The sequence below is a fragment of the Pseudomonas sp. LBUM1668 genome, assembly GCF_059695715.1.
This window is the reverse complement of record NZ_CP166787.1, coordinates 2727652-2746312: the sequence shown is the minus strand read 5'-3', so window position 1 is coordinate 2746312 and position 18661 is coordinate 2727652. Positions and strand designations below refer to the sequence as shown.

Below are 18661 nucleotides of genomic sequence, written 5' to 3'. Positions count from 1 at the left end.
GGCGGGTTGTGGTCTTTTTCGTAGGCACAGGTAAACGTTGGATAGGCCATGGCTGGAGTGCCATTGAATACGCCGCACATGCAGACAGCACAAAAAGCCATTGCTTTAATCATTCGCCCAGGTATGCGCCCACGCATTTTTTGTTGACGGAGATCACTCATATTTCGGGTCGGCGATCCGGATGCTCTGCGTCAAAGCCCTGCTTGGGGTGGGCTGGAAGCGGATGGTCTTTCATCAGATTAGGGAAGCGCAATTCAGGGTTAGCATCTAGTTGTTTCAATAGACCTGAATAAAATTCATGGAGCTTTTCATCTGGCAGATATCCAAAATTATCTATAGGTTCAGGTTGAGCCGAAAATGCCCCGATGAGAGTCATTAACCCTGACAAACTGCCCAGCGATGCAGCACGCTGATAATAGAATAATGCGAGAGGCTTATTTTTTTTAGAGATTTTATAGAATGCGGCTGTTTCTATGATTGCTTCCGGCGAGTCTTGAGCGCCAGCACATCGAAAGTATGGCTCTGCCATTCGGTCATCCTGCTTGTCCCGAGGCAATTCGAATGAAAAGTAATTCCCGATTCGAACTTGTGCTAAAGGACTGCCTAACTGCGCCGCCTGGAACATATAGGAACTCGCCATGCGATCTGACTTCAACACTCCTCGTCCATTTTCGGCAACCACCGCCCAGTTGTAATAACCCAGCGGGACTTTGAGCTTCACCATGCGCTCGTAGAGGTCGAGCATCTTGCTGGTATCTTGTTCAACACCCGGTTGCCCTGGCCAACCCGTGCGGTAAAGTCCCGCCAGGTTATGCATCGCCTTCCAATGATCTTTGGCGATCGCTTTTTCGTAGAGCCCGACGATGGTTATCCAGTCTTTGACGCCTCGTACCTTCTCCAACGCGCGGGCCTCTTGAAACCAGCGCTCCGCTTCCCCATCCAGCGGCGGGTTGTGGTCTTTTTCGTAGGCACAGGTAAACGTTGGATAGGCCATAGCTGGAGTGACATTGAATACGCCGCACATGCAGACAGCACAAAAAGCCATTGCTTTAATCATTCGCACAGGCATGCGCCCACGCATTTCTTGTTGAAGGAGATGACTCATATTTCAGGTCGACGGTCCGGATGTTCTGCGTCAAAGCCCTGCTTGGGGTGGGCTGGAAGCGGGTGGTCTTTCATCAGATTAGGGAAGCGCAGATTAGGGTCGGCCCGGAGCTGTTTCCATAGGTCGGCATATAGGTCAAAAAGCTTAGGATCTGGCTGATATCCAAAGTTATATATAGGTTCAGGTTCAGGTTCAAACGCTCCTTTTAGATTATTTAACCCTGTAGAACTACCCAGTGATGCTGCACGTTGATAATAGAACAGTGCGAGAGGTTTATTTTTTTTAGAGATTTTATAGAATGCGGCTGCTTCTATGATTGCTTCCGGCGAGTCTTGAGCGCCAGCACATCGAAAGTATGGCTCAGCCATTCGGTCATCCTGCTTGTCTCGAGGCAATTCGAATGAAAGGTAATTCCCGATTCGAACTTGTGCTAAAGGACTGCCTAGCTGCGCCGCCTGGAACATATAGGAACTGGCCATCCGCTCGGACTTCAAAACTCCTCGTCCATTTTCGGCAACCACGGCCCAGTTGTAATAACCCAGCGGGACTTTGAGTTTCACCATGCGCTCGTAGAGGTCGAGCATCTTGCTGGTGTCTTGTTCAACACCAGGTTGTCCCGGCCAGCCCGTGCGGTAGAGCCCCGCCAGGTTATGCATCGCTTTCCAATGATCTTTGGCGATGGCTTTTTCGTAGAGCCCGACGATGGTTACCCAGTCTTTGACGCCTCTTACCTTCTCCAAAGCGCGAGCCTGTTGAAAGCAGCGTTCGGCTTCCGCATCCAGTTGTGGGTTGTGGTCTTTTTCGTAGGCGCAGGTAAAGGTTGGGTAGGCCATGGCTGGAGTGCCATTGAATACGCCGCACATGCAGACAGCACAAAAAGCCATTGCTTTAATCATTCGCCCCGGTATGCGCCGATGCATTTCTTGTTGAAGGAGATCACTCATATTTCCGGCCGGCGATCCGGATGTTCTGCGTCAAAGCCCTGCTTGGGGTGGGCTGGAAGCGGGTGGTCTTTCATCAGATTAGGGAAGCGCAATTCAGGGTTAGCATCTAGTTGTTTCAATAGACCTGAATAAAATTCATGGAGCTTTTCATCTGGCAGATATCCAAAATTATCTATAGGTTCAGGTTGAGCCGAAAATGCCCCAATGAGAGACATTAGTCCTGATACATTACCCAGCGACGCGGCGCGCTGATAATAGAATAAAGACCTAGGTTTGTTTTCTTTAGCAGTATTATAAAAACTTGCAGTTTTCTCCATTGCGTCGGGATTGTCCTGAGCGCCGGCACATCGGTAATAACGCTCAGCCATGTCATCGTCTTGCTTATCCCTAGGGAGAGAAAAAGCGAAGTATTGGCCGATTTGAACCTGAGCTAATGGACTGCCTAACTGCGCAGCCTGGAACATATAAGAACTGGCCATCCGGTCGGACTTCAAAACTCCTCGTCCATTTTCGGCAACCACGGCCCAGTTGTAATAACCCAGCGGGACTTTGAGCTTCACCATGCGCTCATAGAGGTCGAGCATCTTGCTGGTATCTTGTTCAACACCCGGTTGCCCTGGCCAACCCGTGCGGTAAAGTCCCGCCAGGTTATGCATCGCCTTCCAATGATCTTTGGCGATCGCTTTTTCGTAGAGCCCGACGATGGTTACCCAGTCTTTGACGCCTCGTACCTTCTCCAACGCGCGGGCCTGTTGAAACCAGCGCTCGGCTTCCGCATCCAGCGGCGGGTTGTGGTCTTTTTCGTAGGTACAGGTAAACGTTGGATAGGCCATGGCCGGAGCTCCGCTCAGCAAAAATGAAAGGATGAGGGCACAAAAAGAAATGGCTTTAGTCAATGGCTTTGGCATAAGGCGTCTCCACATCCCAAAAACGCGTTAGATGGGCAATTAATGGCTTATTCCTGCCTTTGTTTTCCCAATTTGTATCCATCACTTTATTCCACTTAATGAAATTTTTAGTTGCATCACAACGCCCCTTGTCGTCGTCAAATGACTTACCAACATGCAAATTCCACAACTCCTCCCGCCAACGCTTGGCCAACTCAGCATCCGGTGCAGCCAGACCTAACTCCGAATCGGTATGCAGGCTACGAGTGTTGATATTTGCAGAACTGAGCAGACTGAAGACATCGTCCACCACCAGCAATTTTGAGTGCACGTAGATGTCCCTGAAATACGCCTGCTCGCCCTCGGCTAGCGTGCTTCCGGGCTCTGGGGTGCAAGCACTCAGTGTCGCGATGGCGATCTTGAGGCCTGGTATGTCTTTCAGGGCGTAGGGCTTTTGATCTTCTTCCTCTCCGTTCTTCGGTTTGCCGAGTTCAGGAATATCTGTTGGTTTGAGACCACCCAGGCGCTGCTCTAACTCAGGGGTAACCCCTTTTTTTTCCAGGTCGGTAATATCGTTTTTCAGCCACCCTATTTTTTTTAGCTGATTCCTCTGCACGCCGGGATTGCGACTCAGATTTTCGTTCAGATAAGCTAGGCGGCTGCGTTTTTGCAACATTTCCTCCACCAGAGTGCGCTGAGCCTGGGGCATCAGCTGCTCCTGCCCCAGTTCCTGCAAGGTGGCATAAGTGGTGCTGGAAAAACCCTTGTCGTTGGGGTTGTTGGTGACCACGAACAAGTACAGATCCTTGTCTTTTCCCTTTGCGATATAAGCCGCCGCCAGTTCACGCAACTGTTTGGCAAACGGCGGGTAGCGGAAATACTGGTTTTCAAAATAGGCGTAGTTGCGCACGTTGCCCAGAGCCTTGTGGTACAGCTCCAGAATCGAGGTCTCGGCCCCTTCCTGTGGTTGTGTGCGGCAAATCTGCGCCATCGTCGAACCGGCGGCTTTGAAGTTGTCCGGCTTGATGGCTTGGCGTTGATCGCGCAGGCCATCGGCAAACCATTTTTTGACCCAGAAGGTTTCCCGATCCCAGGCAGTGCTGAAGTTGTGGTTCAGGTCGTGCAAAGCAGGACCTTGCACTTTCATCGACAAGTCCTGCCAGGGACCGAAGCCTGGGCTACGCCGCGCGGCTTTGTCGTCATACAGGTGCGCGCTGGTATCCCAATAATTGCGATGCATGTTGTGCCCCATGACGAAGCCAACCGCATTCGCAGTGTCTTCGTAGTCCACTAACACCATTTTCTGGTGGTGGCTGCCAAACAGAGTTAACAGCAACATATGCGCAAAATTGGTATCGGGGGCTTCCCCTTTCATCAATCGAAAAAGGGTCGCAACACGTCCTTTTTCATCGCTCATCTGCGGTCCGCGTATGGCGGCATTAAGGGGAATCTCTGTAGAAAAGTCACGGGTGCGAAACTCGACGTTCTGCATCCGGCCGTCGTGGACGCGGCTGAACCATTCCCGGGTGTATTCCTGATCCTGCGGGGAATATTTGGGCGCACCGGATCCTTTTAGTTTGTTGTAGCCACCTTGTCCGCTCAGTTCGGTTTCAATGTCGAGCAGAATGGCCAGCAGCTCCGTTTCGCGTTGGTCGTAGCGAAAACCACTGGTCCCATAGGCGGGGATTTCACCGGCACGAAGTTTGGTCAGTTCATGTTGATGAATCGTGCGGCGATATTCCAGTTTCTGGCGATCTTCGAGCGTGCGGCTGGAACCGGCACTGCCCTTGGTGATGCCAGAGCCCATGGCCGTCCCGCCTGAGCCAGTCAGGCCATCGCCAATGATGGTGTTTTCAACAAAATTGGCCACTGGGTTTTTCCAGATCAGCACACGCGTCTTGACCCCGTGGCGACCTCGAACATCCAGCAGCTCGCCGATGCGATCGCTGCCCGGCTTGAAACGCATCGCCGGGTCGAACCCCCAACTGATGATTTCGACACTCTTCGTCGCGGCCTCAATGGCATCGTATACAGCGCCGAATGCCTTATCACCATTGATCAATGGGGTGACCTTAATGCCGGCACGTGGTGGGTAGAGCGCTTTCCTCGCAAACCAGTCCATGGTCAGGGAAGTGGACTTGTGTTCTGTAGGCGTCAGTTGGATAACTTCTTTGCTGTAATCAGTCGTCATTCGATTGCTTCCTGCATTCAATGGCTCTTCGGCTTGCTGGCCGGGTTCAACGTAACGGCGCGGTAGTCATCCGTCGAGCCCATCGGTTCGAGCTGATCGGCCTGAGCGTGATAGTCGCGATAGCCTTGACGTGCCAGTTGTTGGTTCTGTGAAGCGGATTGGCTGCTTTCTTCTTTGGGTTCAATCTCGAAACGATGGCCATTAACCAACTCCACCGCGTAAGCCTGAGTGCCCGGAACGTGATCGAACTTGATCTTACCGTCTTCGCCCGTAAGGCCTTCCTGAATCACGGCGCCATCGGCGAATAGCGTATAGGGCTCATCTTCGTAACCGGGATGACCGGGCACTGCACTGATGGTTGCGCTGAGTTTGTGAATGACGTCCGGCGCCGGTTGCGACTCGCCCCGCTCGGGGACTTCGCCGGCCTTGTCAGAGGCCGCTGGCAGTGGCACTAGCGGCAGGAGCGCGGCATTTCCGGTCCCGACACCCGCCGCTCCTCCTGCGTTCAGCTTGATGACCGGACCCACTACGGTAATGCCACCGGCATCCAGCTTGATGAAGCTACCGCCGGCCTTCACGGTGAGCTCCGTGCCTGCTTCGATAACCATTTTCTGCCCGGCCTTGAGATGAATTTCTTTGCCTGCCGTCATCAACTGCGCGGTGCCCAGTTTGATGTGCTGGTTTTGGCCTATCACCAAATGGTCATTGGCTTTGATCTCAACCTTGCGGTCGCTGATGGTGGTGCGATGCTCTTCAGCCTTGAGTTCGGTGTAGCTGTTCTTCTCCACCGTGTCGTGGCGTTCATTGCCGACCCGAATCTTCTGGTCGTGCTCAACGTTTTCATCCCAATCGCGCTGGGCGTGGATGTAGATCTGCTCCGCACCTTTCTTGTCTTCAATGCGCAGTTCGTTATACCCACCGCCACCTGGGGAGCTAAGCGTTTTGAACACACTGCGAGTCTTGTTCGCCGGCAGTGCATACGGCACCGGGTTTTCCTTGTGGTACAGGCAGCCGGTGACGAGGGGTTGGTCGGGGTCGCCTTCGAGGAAGGTTACGAGGACTTCCATGCCGATGCGCGGGATGCTGATCGCGCCGTAGCGGTCACCGGCCCAGGAGCTGGAGACGCGCATCCAGCAGCTGGTTTTGTCGTCGGCCTGGCCTTCGCGGTCCCAGTGGAATTGCACTTTGATGCGGCCGTATTGGTCGCAGTGGATTTCTTCGCCTTTGGGGCCGGTGACGTGGGCGGTCTGGCTGCCGAGGACGCGGGGTTTCGGGTGTTCGAGCGCCGGGCGGTAGAACACGTCCCACGGGGTGGCGAGGAAGGTGTTGCGGTAGCCCTGGTGAAAGTCGTCCTTGTTGTCGGTGGTGTCGCTGGTCACGCCTTCTTCGAGGACTTGCGGCTGTTTGCCTTCGTGGACGATTTCGGTGAGCAGCCACAGGTCGTTCCACTCGCTGCGCGGGTGGTCGGACATTTCCATGAAGTGGCCGCTGACCAGTTTGGTCTGGTCGCCGCGACCTTCGGCCTGACGGTAGTCGGCGCGGTGGCGTTCGAGGGCGCGCTGGCTGAGGAACTTGCCGCGCGCACGCTCGATGAAGCGGCCGGGGTAGTCGTAGTCTTCGAGGTCCGGTTCAGTGCTCTCGCCGTCAGGTTTGTACGCGGCCTCCATTTGCAGGCGCGGTTTTTCGAAATCGTAGTCGCGTCGGGTGACGCGGCTGGTGCGGGTTTCCAGGCGCAGCTTGAAGCCTTTGATCACCGGTTCGTCGGCGACCATCCCGCTGCCTTGTAAGTACGCAGTGGGCTGGCCGAGTTTCTGGAACACGGTCTGGTCGTCGCCGAACACCAGCAGGTGACCTTTGTCGCTGTGCTGGAAGTGGTAGTGAATGCCTTCCTCTTCGCACAAGCGCTGGACGAAGTGCAGATCGGTTTCGTCGTACTGCACGCAGTAGTCGCGATCCGGGCACGGCTGGCTCAGCTGGAAGCTGTAGGCGTTACCCTTGATGCCGTGTTCTTCGAGGATCAGCGCGATGATTTTCGGCGCTGACATCTGCTGGTAGATGCGCTGGTTGGTGCGGTGATGCAGGTATTGCAGTTGCGGCACCATCGACACTTTGTAGCGGGTCAGGCGCTTACCGGCATCGCCTTGGGCGACACGGTAGATCTGGCCGTGGATGCCACTGCCGTTAATGTCCAACGCCAGGAACGCCTGTTTGTGGAGCAGGGTTTCCAAGTCCAGGTCGGGGTTTTCGCTGACCAGTTCCACATCGAATGCGTAGGGTTGGCTAATACCTTCGGTGCCGGTAAACGAAAGCACCTGAAGATCGTGCTCAAGATTATCGATGGTCAGGCTGAAATGAGCTTGGTTGGCAGGACTGAACATCTTTTGTTGCTCCTTGACGTGCTGTAGATCTTCCTTAAAACCCAAGCTCGTCTGTGAGACATGGGGGCTCTGGGCGAGCAGCTCTGTGAGGCGCGCAATCATAACGTGCTTGAACTGCGCAAGAAGTTGCGCAGTTGCCCGGAGAGCCCCAGTACGTAGGAGATTCAAAGAATTGAAACAATATGTTTCTTGGTTTCGCTCACTTCCAGGCACTCATCCGTCGAAAGTCCGTTTCTGACCCTGAGTGTGTAAAAACGAGCTGCGCTAGAAGCGGACGCGTCCTTACGTCAACTCCAAATGCCAAACGAAAGTGCGCCGCAATAAATGAGCGTATTGCAAACGATCATCTGCGCTAATAAAAAACCAAGGCCAGCTCCCAGAAACGCAACACTCGCAACAATCCACGGCAACGTTGCTTTGACGCGGTACTTCAAGAACCAAATCGACAGGCATGTGCCTACCAGCATGCCAAGGACGGAAAACAGGTGCCCAAGTCCGACAAGACCCGCCTCTCTACCCATGCTGGACATGAGTGAGATGTAGATCAAAAGAGTCGTGATTGCTGCGGCTGTTGTTCCCGTCAAAAACAACGCTGGCGCGCGCGCAATCAGTCCCGGAATCAGCGCGACCAAAGGCACGCCGCTGAGATACCAGGTGCCCGAATAAAGCGGGTCGGTCCCCATACTTGCGAAAAGGAACAATGGAACGATCAAAAGAATTGCTGCGACGAGATCACTTCTAAAGTCCATTGGCATGTCTTGGCCTCCCTGTCAGATGCGAACTTGCTGTAACAGGTTAGGCGACGAACTGGATGTTGTCGCGAGCGTGAACACGTGTCCATGATTTGCATGGCTTGATAACCAACATTAGAAAAACAATGATCAAAGCGGACGCGATGTGTTCGCCGATGAAAGCAGAATGAAGTTTCTTCACGCACCGAAGTTGAATGCGATAGAAATCCGCGGCCTCGTTCCTTCATAACGTTTCACCGAGTGCATCAACCACGACGGGAACATGAGGAAAGTGCCACTTTGGGCAACACACGTAGTGCTAAAACCCGCACTGATGCAATCTTCAACTCTCATGCGCAGAGCAGGATTGTAGGTCGATGCGACCATCCCGCGTGGGTCGATGAATTCCAGATCACCGCCCACTGCTGGATCGCCTTCCCGGCCGCCGGCGTCGACCCAATAAACCCCAGACCAGAACGCACCCGGATGGCCATGCAGCGCATTACTGTGGCCAGCCTCGTTCACGTTTGCCCAAGCATTAAGTTTCCATTCGAATGCGGGCTCGGTCAGGCCGTATTGATCGCTGTGAACAGCCGTAAGTTGAACGGCAAACTCCGTGGCGAACTTGACCAGTGCGTCGCAGGCCTCGCCTCCCCACGCAGGAAAGTCATTCGAAGACTGCCAGCCGCCGTCATTGCTACGCTTTGCACCGCTGCGATCTTCGGCCATGCGTCGGGTGATCAGGGTTTTCAGCTCTGTGTTGAGCCTGTCGGCGTCGGGGTACTGGATACTTGCCAGAGGCGTGGCGAACAGCCGTCGAATCTTTATCAGCTCAGGGTTTATTAGATTGTTGCTCGACTGCATTACCACTTTCTCTGCATTACGTTAGTTACGCCAAACTATATCGATCGCATTAAAAAGCTGGTGTAAACCTTTGTTAAAAGCATGGTGGAAAAAGTTAAGAGCACATTGGCCAATGTGCCTTTGAACTTCACGGCACGCGGGCATCGTGCTAAAACGGCAGCCACCCGTTTTGCAGGAAAACCACCGAATGCCCAAGAAACAACCGGTCAGCAAAGAGGCCGCCACCGCCGCGGAAATCGAGCGATCGATTCAGGCGTTGAACAAAATGGCCGAACGTTTGTGGGGTGATGGTCGAGAAGCGGAAGCCAAAGCACTTCTCGACGCACTTGATGCGTTGAACCGCGCGCTCGACCGGATCCGGATTGGCGAGAGTCGACGGGTTGTGACACTGCACTAAACCCTACGGCTTGAGAATCAACAGCGGGTCACCCTTCTTCACAATATAAGTCGCCAACTCCGAGCCCTTGTCAGTACCGATGTTCTTGGCGATATGCGCCACACCTTCCGGAATGAACAGCGAATCACCCGCCTTCAGCGTCACTGGCGCCCTGCCCTCAAGTTGATATTCAAACGTGCCGCTGATCACGTACGCGACTTCCACGCCCGGATGCGCATGGCGTGGCGAGGTCACACCGGGTTCAAAATCGACTCGTGCCTGAATGACTTCGCGGTCGGCAGCGCCGAGGTCCTGGCGTACCAGATCGGTACGGCTCAGGCCTTGCTGCCAGCTCTTGGGCTGCGTCTCGGCGGCGTGTGCGATGCCAATCATCGAAGCAAGTATGGCGGCAGTAGTCAGGAACAATGGACGGCGCATGATGTTGCCCTCTCGAACTCAGTGGTGTGTGGTGACGCCACTTTGAACAGGGCTTGTAGCGCTGATGTGTCGTGAATCCTTGGTTTGTTATTGGCGTGTGTACCGGGCCGGGATTGATACACGGTTATACAAACGCTTGGGTGTTCTGCCGTAGCGCCAGCAGCCATGTTCGCAAAGCGACGATCTTCTTCGAATCAGCTGTTTCAACAGGCGTCACCAGATAGAAACCCAGATCATCCTGCAAGCGCAGATCAAACGGCGCCACCAGTCGCCCCGCGCGCAAATCATCCTCGACATAGGTCGAACGGCCGATGCACACACCCTGCCCATCCACCGCAGCCTGCACCGCCATCATCGCCAGATCGAAAGTCAACCGCGGAGCCTTGGCCAGTTGCGGCGGATGCCCCGCCGCGCTGAGCCAGGTGTTCCAGTCGCCGGAGGTCATGCCACTGACTTGCAGCATCGTGTGGTTGAGCAGATCTGCCGGTGTTTTCAAGGCTTGCGCGCCGGCAAGCAATGCCGGGCTGCACACTGGGAAAACCTCATCAGACATTAGCCAATCCGCGCGCAAGCCCTTCCAGTCACCCCGGCCATAACGAATCGCCGCATCAATGCCACCCTTGCGAAAGTCCACCAGATCGGTGGAGGCGCTGACCCTCACATCGATATCGGGAAAGGCCTGCTGAAACGCCGGCAGACGCGGCAGCAACCACTTGGACGCTACCGACACCAAGGTGCTGATGGTCAGCACGCTGGTATTACGCGATGCGAGTAACTGCTCGGTCGAATAGCGCAACTCATGGAAGGCCGAACGGATTCCGGGCAAGTACGCCTGCCCGTCTTCGGTTAGCGCCAAGCCATCCTTGAGCCGAAGGAAGAGTGGCACACCAAGCTCTGCTTCGAGGCGGCGAATTTGATGGCTGATGGCGGTTTGGGTGACGTTCAACTCTTCGGCAGCCTGGGTAAAACTCATGTGCCGGGCGGCTGATTCGAAGGCTCGCAAGCCATTGAGAGATGGAAGTCTGACGGGCATATGACATTCGGTGCTCATGAGATTTTGTCATACGCTAGCATTTCAAATGACCTTTGCGAAAGCTTCCGCCAAGGTGGATTCTGGCGGCCTTCATTCAGCAAGGAAGTGCCATGAAACTGTATTTCGCACCGATGACCTGTTCGCTGTCGCCGCACATCGTGCTGCGCGAACTGGGCCTGCCGTTCGAACTGATTCGTGTGAATAATCAAACCAAACGTACGGCCGACGGGCGCGACTTTCGCGAGATCAATCCGAAAGGTTACGTCGCCGCGCTGGAGCTGGATAATGGTGAAGTGCTGACGGAGGGCCCGGCGATTGTGCAGTTTCTTGTCGACCAAGTACCCGGCAATGCACTGGCACCGCCACCCGGCAGTTGGGAGCGAGCGCGGTTGCAGGAGCACCTGAATTTCATCAGCACTGAAATTCATGGTGGTAGCGCACCGCTATTCAACAGAGAGATTGCGCCATCGACCTAGGCGATTTTCAAAGACAAACTGTTCACGCGTCTGGATTTTATGAGCCAGACACTGGTTGAGCAGGATTATCTGATGGGCACATTTGGGGTGGCAGATGCTTACCTTTTCAGCGTGCTGAAATGGCTGCCGGTGTTCAACATTGATATCGAGGATTGGCCGCCGCTGGCCGGGTATTTGAGGCGCATCGCCGAGCGTCCTAGCGTGCAGTCGGCGATTGCGGCAGAAGAGGCAACTCAGCCGGTTTGACCTGTGCCGATTGGCCAACGAATCTGTAAACTGCCGCGATCTTTACTCGCTCAGACAAGGGATCCACATGGCCAACCAAGACATCACCTTCACGCCCGATCCGGACGCCGACTCCATTTCCTCCGACGTCGCGACCTTCGGCGGGATCATGGTTTCCACGCAGATTCCGACCCGCGCCGATGGCAGCCTCGAACTGGGCGGCATCACCGAGCAAAGCGAATGCACGCTGCAAGCGCTGAAAGTTGCACTGGAACGTGCGGGCAGTTCGATGGACCGGGTCATGCATCTGACCATCTACCTCACCGACATGGCTGATCGTGCCGCGTTCAACGAGGTTTACCAGCGCTTCTTCGCCAAACCGTGGCCGGTGCGCGCGGCGGTTGGCGTTGCCTCGCTGGCCGTCGAAGGCATGCGCGTGGAAGTCACCGCGATGGCTGCCAAGGCCTGAGCCCCGATCTGAAGTAAACACAAAAACCTGTGGGAGCCAGCCTGCTGGCGATGGCGTACTGATCGTCGACATCTTTGTTGGCTGATCTACCGCTATCGCGGGCAAGCCCGCTCCCACAGGGTTTGTCGGTGGTCGCAAGGTTTGTGTCTGGCATAAATCACTGTGGGAGCAGGCTTGCCTGCGATGGCGTACTGACATTCGACATCTTTGTTGGCTGATCTACCGCTATCGCGGGCAAGCCCGCTCCCACAGGGTTTGTCGGTGGTCGCAAGGTTTGTGTCTGGCATAAATCATTGTGGGAGCAGGCTTGCCCGCGATGGCGTACTGACAGTCGACATCTTTGTTGGCTGATTTACCGCTATCGCGGGCAAGCCCGCTCCCACAGGGTTTGTCGGTGGTCGCAAGGTTTGTGTCTGGCATAAATCACTGTGGGAGCAGGCTTGCCCGCGATGGCGTAATGATAGTCGACATCTCTGTTGGCTGATCTACCGCTATCGCCAGCAGGCTGGCTCCTACAGGGTTTGGTGGTGTTCGTGAGGTATGTGCCCGGCACAAAACCCTGTGGGAGCGGGCTTGCCCGCGATGGCGTACTGACAATCGACATCTTTGTAGGCTGATCTACCGCTATCGCCAGCAGGTAGGCTGGCTGCCTCCCACAGGGTTTGGCACGTGGCGTTTGCCATCGGGCAGCACGGGCGTGCCCGGCGCGCGTTTCGGGGCTACAATGCGCGCCTCAACCGTGACAGCCTGACTAAAAAAAACTATGTCCTTGCCCAAGCATCATCTGGAATTGCTCAGCCCTGCCCGCGACGTGGCCATTGCCCGCGAGGCGATCCTGCACGGCGCCGACGCCGTGTACATTGGTGGCCCAAGCTTCGGCGCCCGCCACAACGCTTGCAACGAAGTAAGCGAGATCGCCGGGCTGGTGGAATTTGCCCGTAAATATCACGCGCGAATTTTCACCACCATCAACACGATCCTGCACGACAACGAACTGGAGCCGGCGCGCAAGCTGATCCATCAGTTGTACGACGCCGGTGTCGATGCATTGATCGTCCAGGATCTGGGCGTGATGGAGCTGGACATACCGCCGATCGAGCTGCACGCCTCGACCCAGACCGACATTCGTACGCTGGAACGGGCGAAGTTCCTCGATCAGGCCGGCTTCTCGCAATTGGTGCTGGCCCGCGAACTCAATCTGCAGGAAATCCGCGCGATCGCCGATGAGACCGACGCCGCCGTCGAGTTCTTCATTCATGGCGCGTTGTGCGTGGCGTTCTCCGGCCAGTGCAACATTTCCCACGCGCAGACCGGGCGCAGCGCCAACCGTGGCGATTGCTCCCAGGCCTGTCGCTTGCCGTACACCCTCAAAGACGAAAAGGGTGGCGTGATCGCCTACGAAAAACACCTGCTGTCGATGAAGGACAACAACCAGAGCGCCAACATCCGAGCCCTGGTCGAAGCCGGTGTGCGCTCGTTCAAGATCGAAGGTCGCTACAAAGACATGGGCTACGTGAAGAACATCACCGCCTATTACCGTCAGCGCCTCGACGACGTGCTCGAATATCGCCCGGACCTGGCCCGCGCTTCCAGCGGCCGCACCGCGCATTTCTTCCTGCCAGACCCGGAAAAAACCTTCCACCGCGGCAGCACCGATTACTTCGTGACTGATCGCAAGATCGACATCGGCGCCTTCGATTCGCCGACCTTCACCGGTTTGCCGGTGGGCACGGTCGAGAAAGTCGGCAAGCGTGACATGCAGGTCGTGACCCACGAACCGCTGTCCAACGGTGACGGTTTGAACGTACTGGTCAAGCGTGAAGTGGTCGGTTTCCGCGCCAACATCGCCGAACCAAAAGGCGAGTTCGAAGAAGACGGCGAGAAGCGTTACCGCTACCGCGTCGAGCCGAACGAAATGCCCGAAGGCCTGTACAAACTGCGCCCGAACCACCCGCTGAATCGCAACCTCGATCACAACTGGCAGCAGGCGCTGCAAAAAACCTCTTCCGAGCGTCGCGTGGCCCTGAGCTGGGTTGCCCGTCTGCGTGAAGAGCAGCTGGAAGTCACCGCCACCAGTGAAGAAGGCATCAGCGCCAGCGTCACCCTGAACGGTCCGTTTGGCGTTGCCAACAAACCGGAGCAGGCACTGGAGCAGTTGCGCGATTTGCTTGGCCAACTCGGCACCACGCAGTACCACGCCACCGACATCAAACTCGATGCGCCACAGGCATTCTTCATCCCTAACTCGCAGCTCAAAACCCTGCGCCGTGAAGTGATCGAAGCGCTGACCGCCGCCCGTGTTGCCGCTCACCCGCGCGGCGGCCGCAAAGCCGAAACCACGCCACCACCGGTGTACCCGGATTCGCACCTGACGTTCCTCGCCAACGTCTACAACCAGAAGGCGCGCGACTTCTACCATCGTCACGGCGTGAAGCTGATCGACGCCGCGTACGAAGCGCACGAAGAAGCAGGCGAAGTGCCGGTGATGATCACCAAGCACTGTCTGCGTTTCTCCTTCAACCTGTGCCCGAAACAGGCCAAAGGCGTGACCGGCGTGCGCACCAAGGTTGCGCCGATGCAGTTGATCCACGGCGATGAAGTGCTGACGCTGAAGTTCGATTGCAAGCCGTGCGAGATGCACATCATCGGCAAGATGAAAGGTCACATCCTCAACCTGCCGCAACTGGGCAGCGTGGTTGGCCACATCAGCCCCGAAGACCTGATGAAAACCATCCCGCGCGCACCGCACTGAGTGGTCGGCGTGCGCGGTGCTTAGGCGCCGCGCACGCCTGCCCCGCTCCATCGAGGTCAAATCGCAGGCATAAAAAAACGCCAACTTCTTTCGAAGTTGGCGTTTTTTGATATATGGCAGGGGCGGCTGGATTTGAACCAACGCATGGCAGGATCAAAACCTGCTGCCTTACCGCTTGGCGACGCCCCTACAGCACTTGTCAGCGGCTCCGTGAGGATCACTGCAAGAACGGGGCGCAATTTATCAACATTCGTTACGTTTGGGAAGCCCGAAATGAAATATTTTTTGTTTTAAAACAGCGACTTATTTTTTTGGCTGGATTGCGCCCAATGATCGGCCCGTTTGGCGGCGTGTATCACACTGTGTACGACCCCCGCCGCGATACAGCGGATTTCAACTTCGCCCCTCTTCGACACAGGCCAGATACGTCTCGGCGCTCAAATGCACTCACGGTTTGAAGGATTCACTCACAATCGTCAACCAACAGTTCGCACAGGAGACGTCACCATGAAAATGGCACTGCACACCCGCAAAACCGCATTCGGACTTTCGATTCTGGCGCTGTCGTTGTTCGGCGCTTTCGGCACGGCTCAAGCCCAAACCGCAGAACCTGCGGCGGCGAGTTACTCCTCGCCCTCGCCGTTCGGTCCGCTGAAACATGTGAAGGCGGGTGTGCTGGACGTTGCTTACGCCGAAACCGGTCCGGCCAACGGCCCGGTGGTGATTCTGTTGCACGGCTGGCCCTACGACATTCACAGTTACGATGAAGTCGCGCCGTTGCTCGCGGCCAAGGGTTATCGCGTGTTGATGCCGTATGCGCGGGGTTATGGCGATACGCAATTCCTCTCCAAAGACACCCTGCGCAACGGCCAACCGGCGGCGCTGGCCAGTGACGTCATCGACTTCATGGATGCACTGAAGATCAAGCAAGCGGTGCTCGGCGGTTATGACTGGGGCGCACGCTCGGCGGGCATCGTCTCGGCGCTGTGGCCGGAGCGCGTGAAAGCGCTGGTGGCGGTCAGCGGCTACCTGATCGGCAATCAGGCTGCCGGGCAGAACCCGCTGCCGCCCAAGGCTGAATTGCAGTGGTGGTATCAGTTCTACTTCGCCACCGACCGCGGCCGCGCCGGCTATGCGAAAAACACCCACGACTTCGCCAAGCTGATCTGGCAAACCGCGTCGCCGCAGTGGAAATTCGATGACGCTACGTTTGATCGCTCCGCCAAAGCGCTGGAGAACCCCGATCACGTCGACATCACCGTGTTCAATTACCGCTGGCGTCTGGGCCTGGTGCAGGGCGAGGCGAAATACGCGGCATTGGAGCAGAAACTGGCCACCGCCCCATCAATCAGCGTGCCGACCATCACCCTGGAAGGCGACGCCAACGGCGCACCGCACCCGGCGCCGGAGGACTACGCCAAGCGCTTTACCGGCAAGTACGAGTTCCGCTTGATCAACGGCGGGATTGGCCACAACTTGCCGCAGGAAGATCCGCAGGCGTTTGCCAAGGCTGTGATTGATGCGGATCACTTGTAAAGCGTCACCCTGCCCCAGCAAAAAAGCAGTCAGCCGCAAAGGCTGACTGCTTAATGGCTAACGTGCGTGATTACTCCGTTGGCACAACGATATCCAACGCCTTGTTGACCGCCAACTCTCCCAACATGACCACTTGGGCGATACCCAACAAGGTATGGCGGTTCGACCCTTCCAGCAGCCCAGCAAAATTACCGAGCATGACCGTGGCAGACGCTAAAGAGCCGCTGGCATTGGTCAGCAAAGACTCGGCGTCGGACTGCGGGTTGACCATGAACATAGTGCTGGGCGTATAGGGTGTTGCCATGATCCCGGCTGCTGGCAGCAGGTAATGGTCAAGCGCACGCTCTGCCGCTTCGTGGAGTTTTCTTGAGTTGGGTGATGCGTACGGCGACGCCGGATCTGTGACGGGTGGTTCGGGTGTCTTGGACATCAGCTGAAACTCCATAAGAGCCAGAAAGCCAGAAGCGTCACGATCGCGACCGTAGACGCTTGTCTGCAATGAGGGAGCAAGCCCCCTCACTCATCTGCATCACAACTAGTGCGGCAAGCGCTGGTTATCCAGGACTCGACCGACCACCAATTCGCTGAGCATGATCACTTGCTGCAGCACCAGCATCTTTTTGCGGTGTGGCCCCTCCATCAATTCGGCGAACTCACGCGCCATGTCACTGGCGGAAGACAAGGTTTCAGTCGCCTCGACCAGCAGCGTTTCGTCATCCACGGTGGGGTCGATGAGATAGATTCGGCCGGTCTTGCGTGTGGGGATTGAAGTCTTCAATGCCGAGGGGTTGAGGTAGAAGTTGATCGCGCGTTCTGTTGCCTCTTTGATGTTTTGAGGTTCGAGGGCGGCGTCGTAGGGGATTGGATCGGTTTCTGGTGGGTTTGGCGTAATTTTGAACATAGATGACACCTGTTTTAAAAGATAAAAGGAGCCATCACTCTCGCTACCAAACGCAGGGTGGCGGCCATTTGTGGGTTGGTAGACCGGTCAAAACAGTAAACCCGGCGCTCCCGAGGGAGCCCCACGCATGGCCACCATATAATCTCAGCCTTAAAAAACGAGGCTGCGCATGGCGACGCAATAACTGTAAATGAAGCGGGCTACCAAACCCGATCACTGTTTTGCAGTGACAGGGAAACGATACAGCCCGCCTCAAGGCGCGTAAGCCGGCGGATTCTGGCGTACGCGTAGGCAACGGCGCAAGGTGTTGTAGCCGTTATGGCGTAACAGTGCGTGTAAGTTAAACGTGTGCGCGAAATAGTGTTTAAACAGCCTGCATGCCCTGGTCCTGGTCCTGAGGTGCCTTGGCAAAGAGTTGGGCCAAATAGCGTTACTTGCGTCGGTTCATTTTAAGTGTGGGCCTGATAAAGCATAGCGGCTTGCCTCTACCATCAAGTCATCGCACATAGGATTCGCCTTGAGAACGTGTGCAGCCGGGTCGATTATCGACAAACCCAGCGACGTCTCTTCTGTGGCGCAAGTCCAGACTTCTCCCATAGGCCCGACAATTTGGCTTTCACCTCGGAATGTCGCCTCTGCGCCCGCATACATTTCCACACCCGTACGATTGGCACAGATCAGCGGAGTGGCGTTTTCCATTGCGCGAATGCGCGCAAGCTGGGTTGTCCAAGGCCCACCATAATTGGCTGGACAACACAGTAACTGCGCACCTTGGCGCACCAACAGGCGAACGGCCTCTGGCATCCAAAGGTCGAAACAGGTAAGAACGCCGAAACGGCAGATTCCGTCATCGAAACACGCTAATGAATCGCCTGGGGTGAAGATCAGCTTTTCTATACGAGACAGGTGGCACTTGCGCTGTTTTCCCAGCCAGCGCCCGCGCGATACGACAATCGCCGTATTGTAGATTTGATCGCCGTCACGCTCGGCGATGCCCGCAATCAGCGTTGCATTCTTGTCTGCGGACAGCTGCAGTAAAAACTGCGCCGTTGGCCCATCGAGTGCCGATTCAGCATGAAGAAACAATGCCTCACGCGACTCGTGAAAATAACCAATGGTGCAAAGCTCGGGCATTACCAAGAGATCAAATTGTTCCGAGTCAACAGCATCGCGAATTTTATTGAAGTTTGCTGCTGGGTCGCCAAATGAAACCGGGTACTGCAAAAAAGCGGTCAGCATGAATTCTTCCAACCATTATGGGGAGGGATCTGGGCCCGGGATTATCTTGCCTTGGGCGGCATCAAGTTTGGTCTATTTCCTTACCGGATGTCAGGCAAGCCACCCGCGCCGCATCA

The 18661-nt window shown here is 55.9% G+C and carries 16 protein-coding genes, 1 tRNA gene and 1 pseudogene; 5 read left to right on the top strand and 13 right to left on the bottom strand.

The annotated features are described in order from the left end of the window. Nucleotides 1-157: 157 nt before the first annotated feature. From ACA061_RS12430 to ACA061_RS12400, 7 genes are all read right to left on the bottom strand, one after another. The gene (locus ACA061_RS12430; protein ID WP_497301730.1) at nucleotides 158-1105 is read right to left on the bottom strand and encodes a tetratricopeptide repeat protein; all 948 of its coding nucleotides are present in this window, start codon (nucleotides 1103-1105) and stop codon (nucleotides 158-160) included. After that, entirely contained in the window at nucleotides 1102-2049 is a 948-nt protein-coding gene (locus ACA061_RS12425; protein WP_497301729.1) for a tetratricopeptide repeat protein, read from the bottom strand. The genes ACA061_RS12430 and ACA061_RS12425 overlap by 4 nt, the downstream gene beginning before the upstream one ends. Further along, entirely contained in the window at nucleotides 2046-2957 is a 912-nt protein-coding gene (locus ACA061_RS12420; protein WP_497301728.1) for a tetratricopeptide repeat protein, read from the bottom strand. Before ACA061_RS12420 ends, ACA061_RS12425 begins: the two co-directional genes overlap by 4 nt. Continuing rightward, nucleotides 2938-5127, bottom strand: coding sequence for a phospholipase D-like domain-containing protein (locus ACA061_RS12415; protein WP_497301727.1), 2190 nt, complete (start codon nucleotides 5125-5127; stop codon nucleotides 2938-2940). Before ACA061_RS12415 ends, ACA061_RS12420 begins: the two co-directional genes overlap by 20 nt. Nucleotides 5128-5144: 17 nt before the next feature. Then, nucleotides 5145-7505, bottom strand: a complete 2361-nt coding sequence (locus ACA061_RS12410) for a type VI secretion system Vgr family protein (RefSeq protein ID WP_497301726.1) — start codon at nucleotides 7503-7505, stop codon at nucleotides 5145-5147. 287 nt (nucleotides 7506-7792) lie between these two features. Next, entirely contained in the window at nucleotides 7793-8260 is a 468-nt protein-coding gene (locus ACA061_RS12405; RefSeq protein ID WP_150615806.1) for a hypothetical protein, read from the bottom strand. Nucleotides 8261-8434: 174 nt separating this feature from the next. Continuing rightward, the gene (locus ACA061_RS12400; protein ID WP_150615807.1) at nucleotides 8435-9100 is read right to left on the bottom strand and encodes a TIGR02466 family protein; all 666 of its coding nucleotides are present in this window, start codon (nucleotides 9098-9100) and stop codon (nucleotides 8435-8437) included. 187 nt (nucleotides 9101-9287) lie between these two features. Here ACA061_RS12400 and ACA061_RS12395 point away from each other — a divergent pair, with 187 nt between their 5' ends. After that, nucleotides 9288-9497, top strand: a complete 210-nt coding sequence (locus ACA061_RS12395) for a hypothetical protein (RefSeq protein ID WP_150603233.1) — start codon at nucleotides 9288-9290, stop codon at nucleotides 9495-9497. Nucleotides 9498-9500: 3 nt separating this feature from the next. Here ACA061_RS12395 and ACA061_RS12390 read toward each other — a convergent pair whose 3' ends face one another. Next, nucleotides 9501-9914, bottom strand: coding sequence for a cupin domain-containing protein (locus ACA061_RS12390; protein WP_150597678.1), 414 nt, complete (start codon nucleotides 9912-9914; stop codon nucleotides 9501-9503). 124 nt (nucleotides 9915-10038) lie between these two features. Further along, a complete protein-coding gene (locus ACA061_RS12385) occupies nucleotides 10039-10947 on the bottom strand; it encodes a transcriptional regulator GcvA (protein WP_497301722.1) in 909 nt (302 codons plus the stop codon). A 110-nt stretch (nucleotides 10948-11057) separates the two neighbouring features. Here ACA061_RS12385 and gstA point away from each other — a divergent pair. The 3 genes and pseudogenes from gstA (at nucleotide 11058) to ACA061_RS12370 (ending at nucleotide 14869) form a co-directional block, all read left to right on the top strand. Then, a pseudogene (gstA, locus tag ACA061_RS12380) lies at nucleotides 11058-11669 on the top strand (glutathione transferase GstA). Nucleotides 11670-11736: 67 nt separating this feature from the next. Beyond that, the gene (locus ACA061_RS12375; protein ID WP_150591651.1) at nucleotides 11737-12117 is read left to right on the top strand and encodes a RidA family protein; all 381 of its coding nucleotides are present in this window, start codon (nucleotides 11737-11739) and stop codon (nucleotides 12115-12117) included. Between the two features lie 763 nt (nucleotides 12118-12880). Continuing rightward, nucleotides 12881-14869: a peptidase U32 family protein gene (locus ACA061_RS12370; RefSeq protein WP_497301720.1), complete on the top strand. Its 1989-nt coding sequence runs from the start codon at nucleotides 12881-12883 to the stop codon at nucleotides 14867-14869. A 114-nt stretch (nucleotides 14870-14983) separates the two neighbouring features. Here ACA061_RS12370 and ACA061_RS12365 read toward each other — a convergent pair. After that, nucleotides 14984-15058, bottom strand: a tRNA-Gln gene (locus tag ACA061_RS12365). Between the two features lie 318 nt (nucleotides 15059-15376). On the opposite strand from ACA061_RS12365, the gene ACA061_RS12360 reads away from it, so the two are divergent. Then, nucleotides 15377-16405, top strand: a complete 1029-nt coding sequence (locus ACA061_RS12360) for an alpha/beta fold hydrolase (protein WP_497301719.1) — start codon at nucleotides 15377-15379, stop codon at nucleotides 16403-16405. Nucleotides 16406-16475: 70 nt separating this feature from the next. On the opposite strand, the gene ACA061_RS12355 is transcribed toward ACA061_RS12360, so the two are convergent. The 3 genes from ACA061_RS12355 to ACA061_RS12345 form a co-directional block, all read right to left on the bottom strand. Beyond that, complete coding sequence (locus tag ACA061_RS12355; protein WP_200617066.1) at nucleotides 16476-16835, bottom strand: DUF6124 family protein; 360 nt, start codon at nucleotides 16833-16835, stop codon at nucleotides 16476-16478. Nucleotides 16836-16940: 105 nt separating this feature from the next. Next, a complete protein-coding gene (locus ACA061_RS12350; protein ID WP_210702057.1) occupies nucleotides 16941-17306 on the bottom strand; it encodes a DUF6124 family protein in 366 nt (121 codons plus the stop codon). A gap of 444 nt (nucleotides 17307-17750) precedes the next feature. Then, complete coding sequence (locus ACA061_RS12345) at nucleotides 17751-18545, bottom strand: nitrilase-related carbon-nitrogen hydrolase (RefSeq protein ID WP_497301718.1); 795 nt, start codon at nucleotides 18543-18545, stop codon at nucleotides 17751-17753. Nucleotides 18546-18661 lie beyond the last annotated feature (116 nt).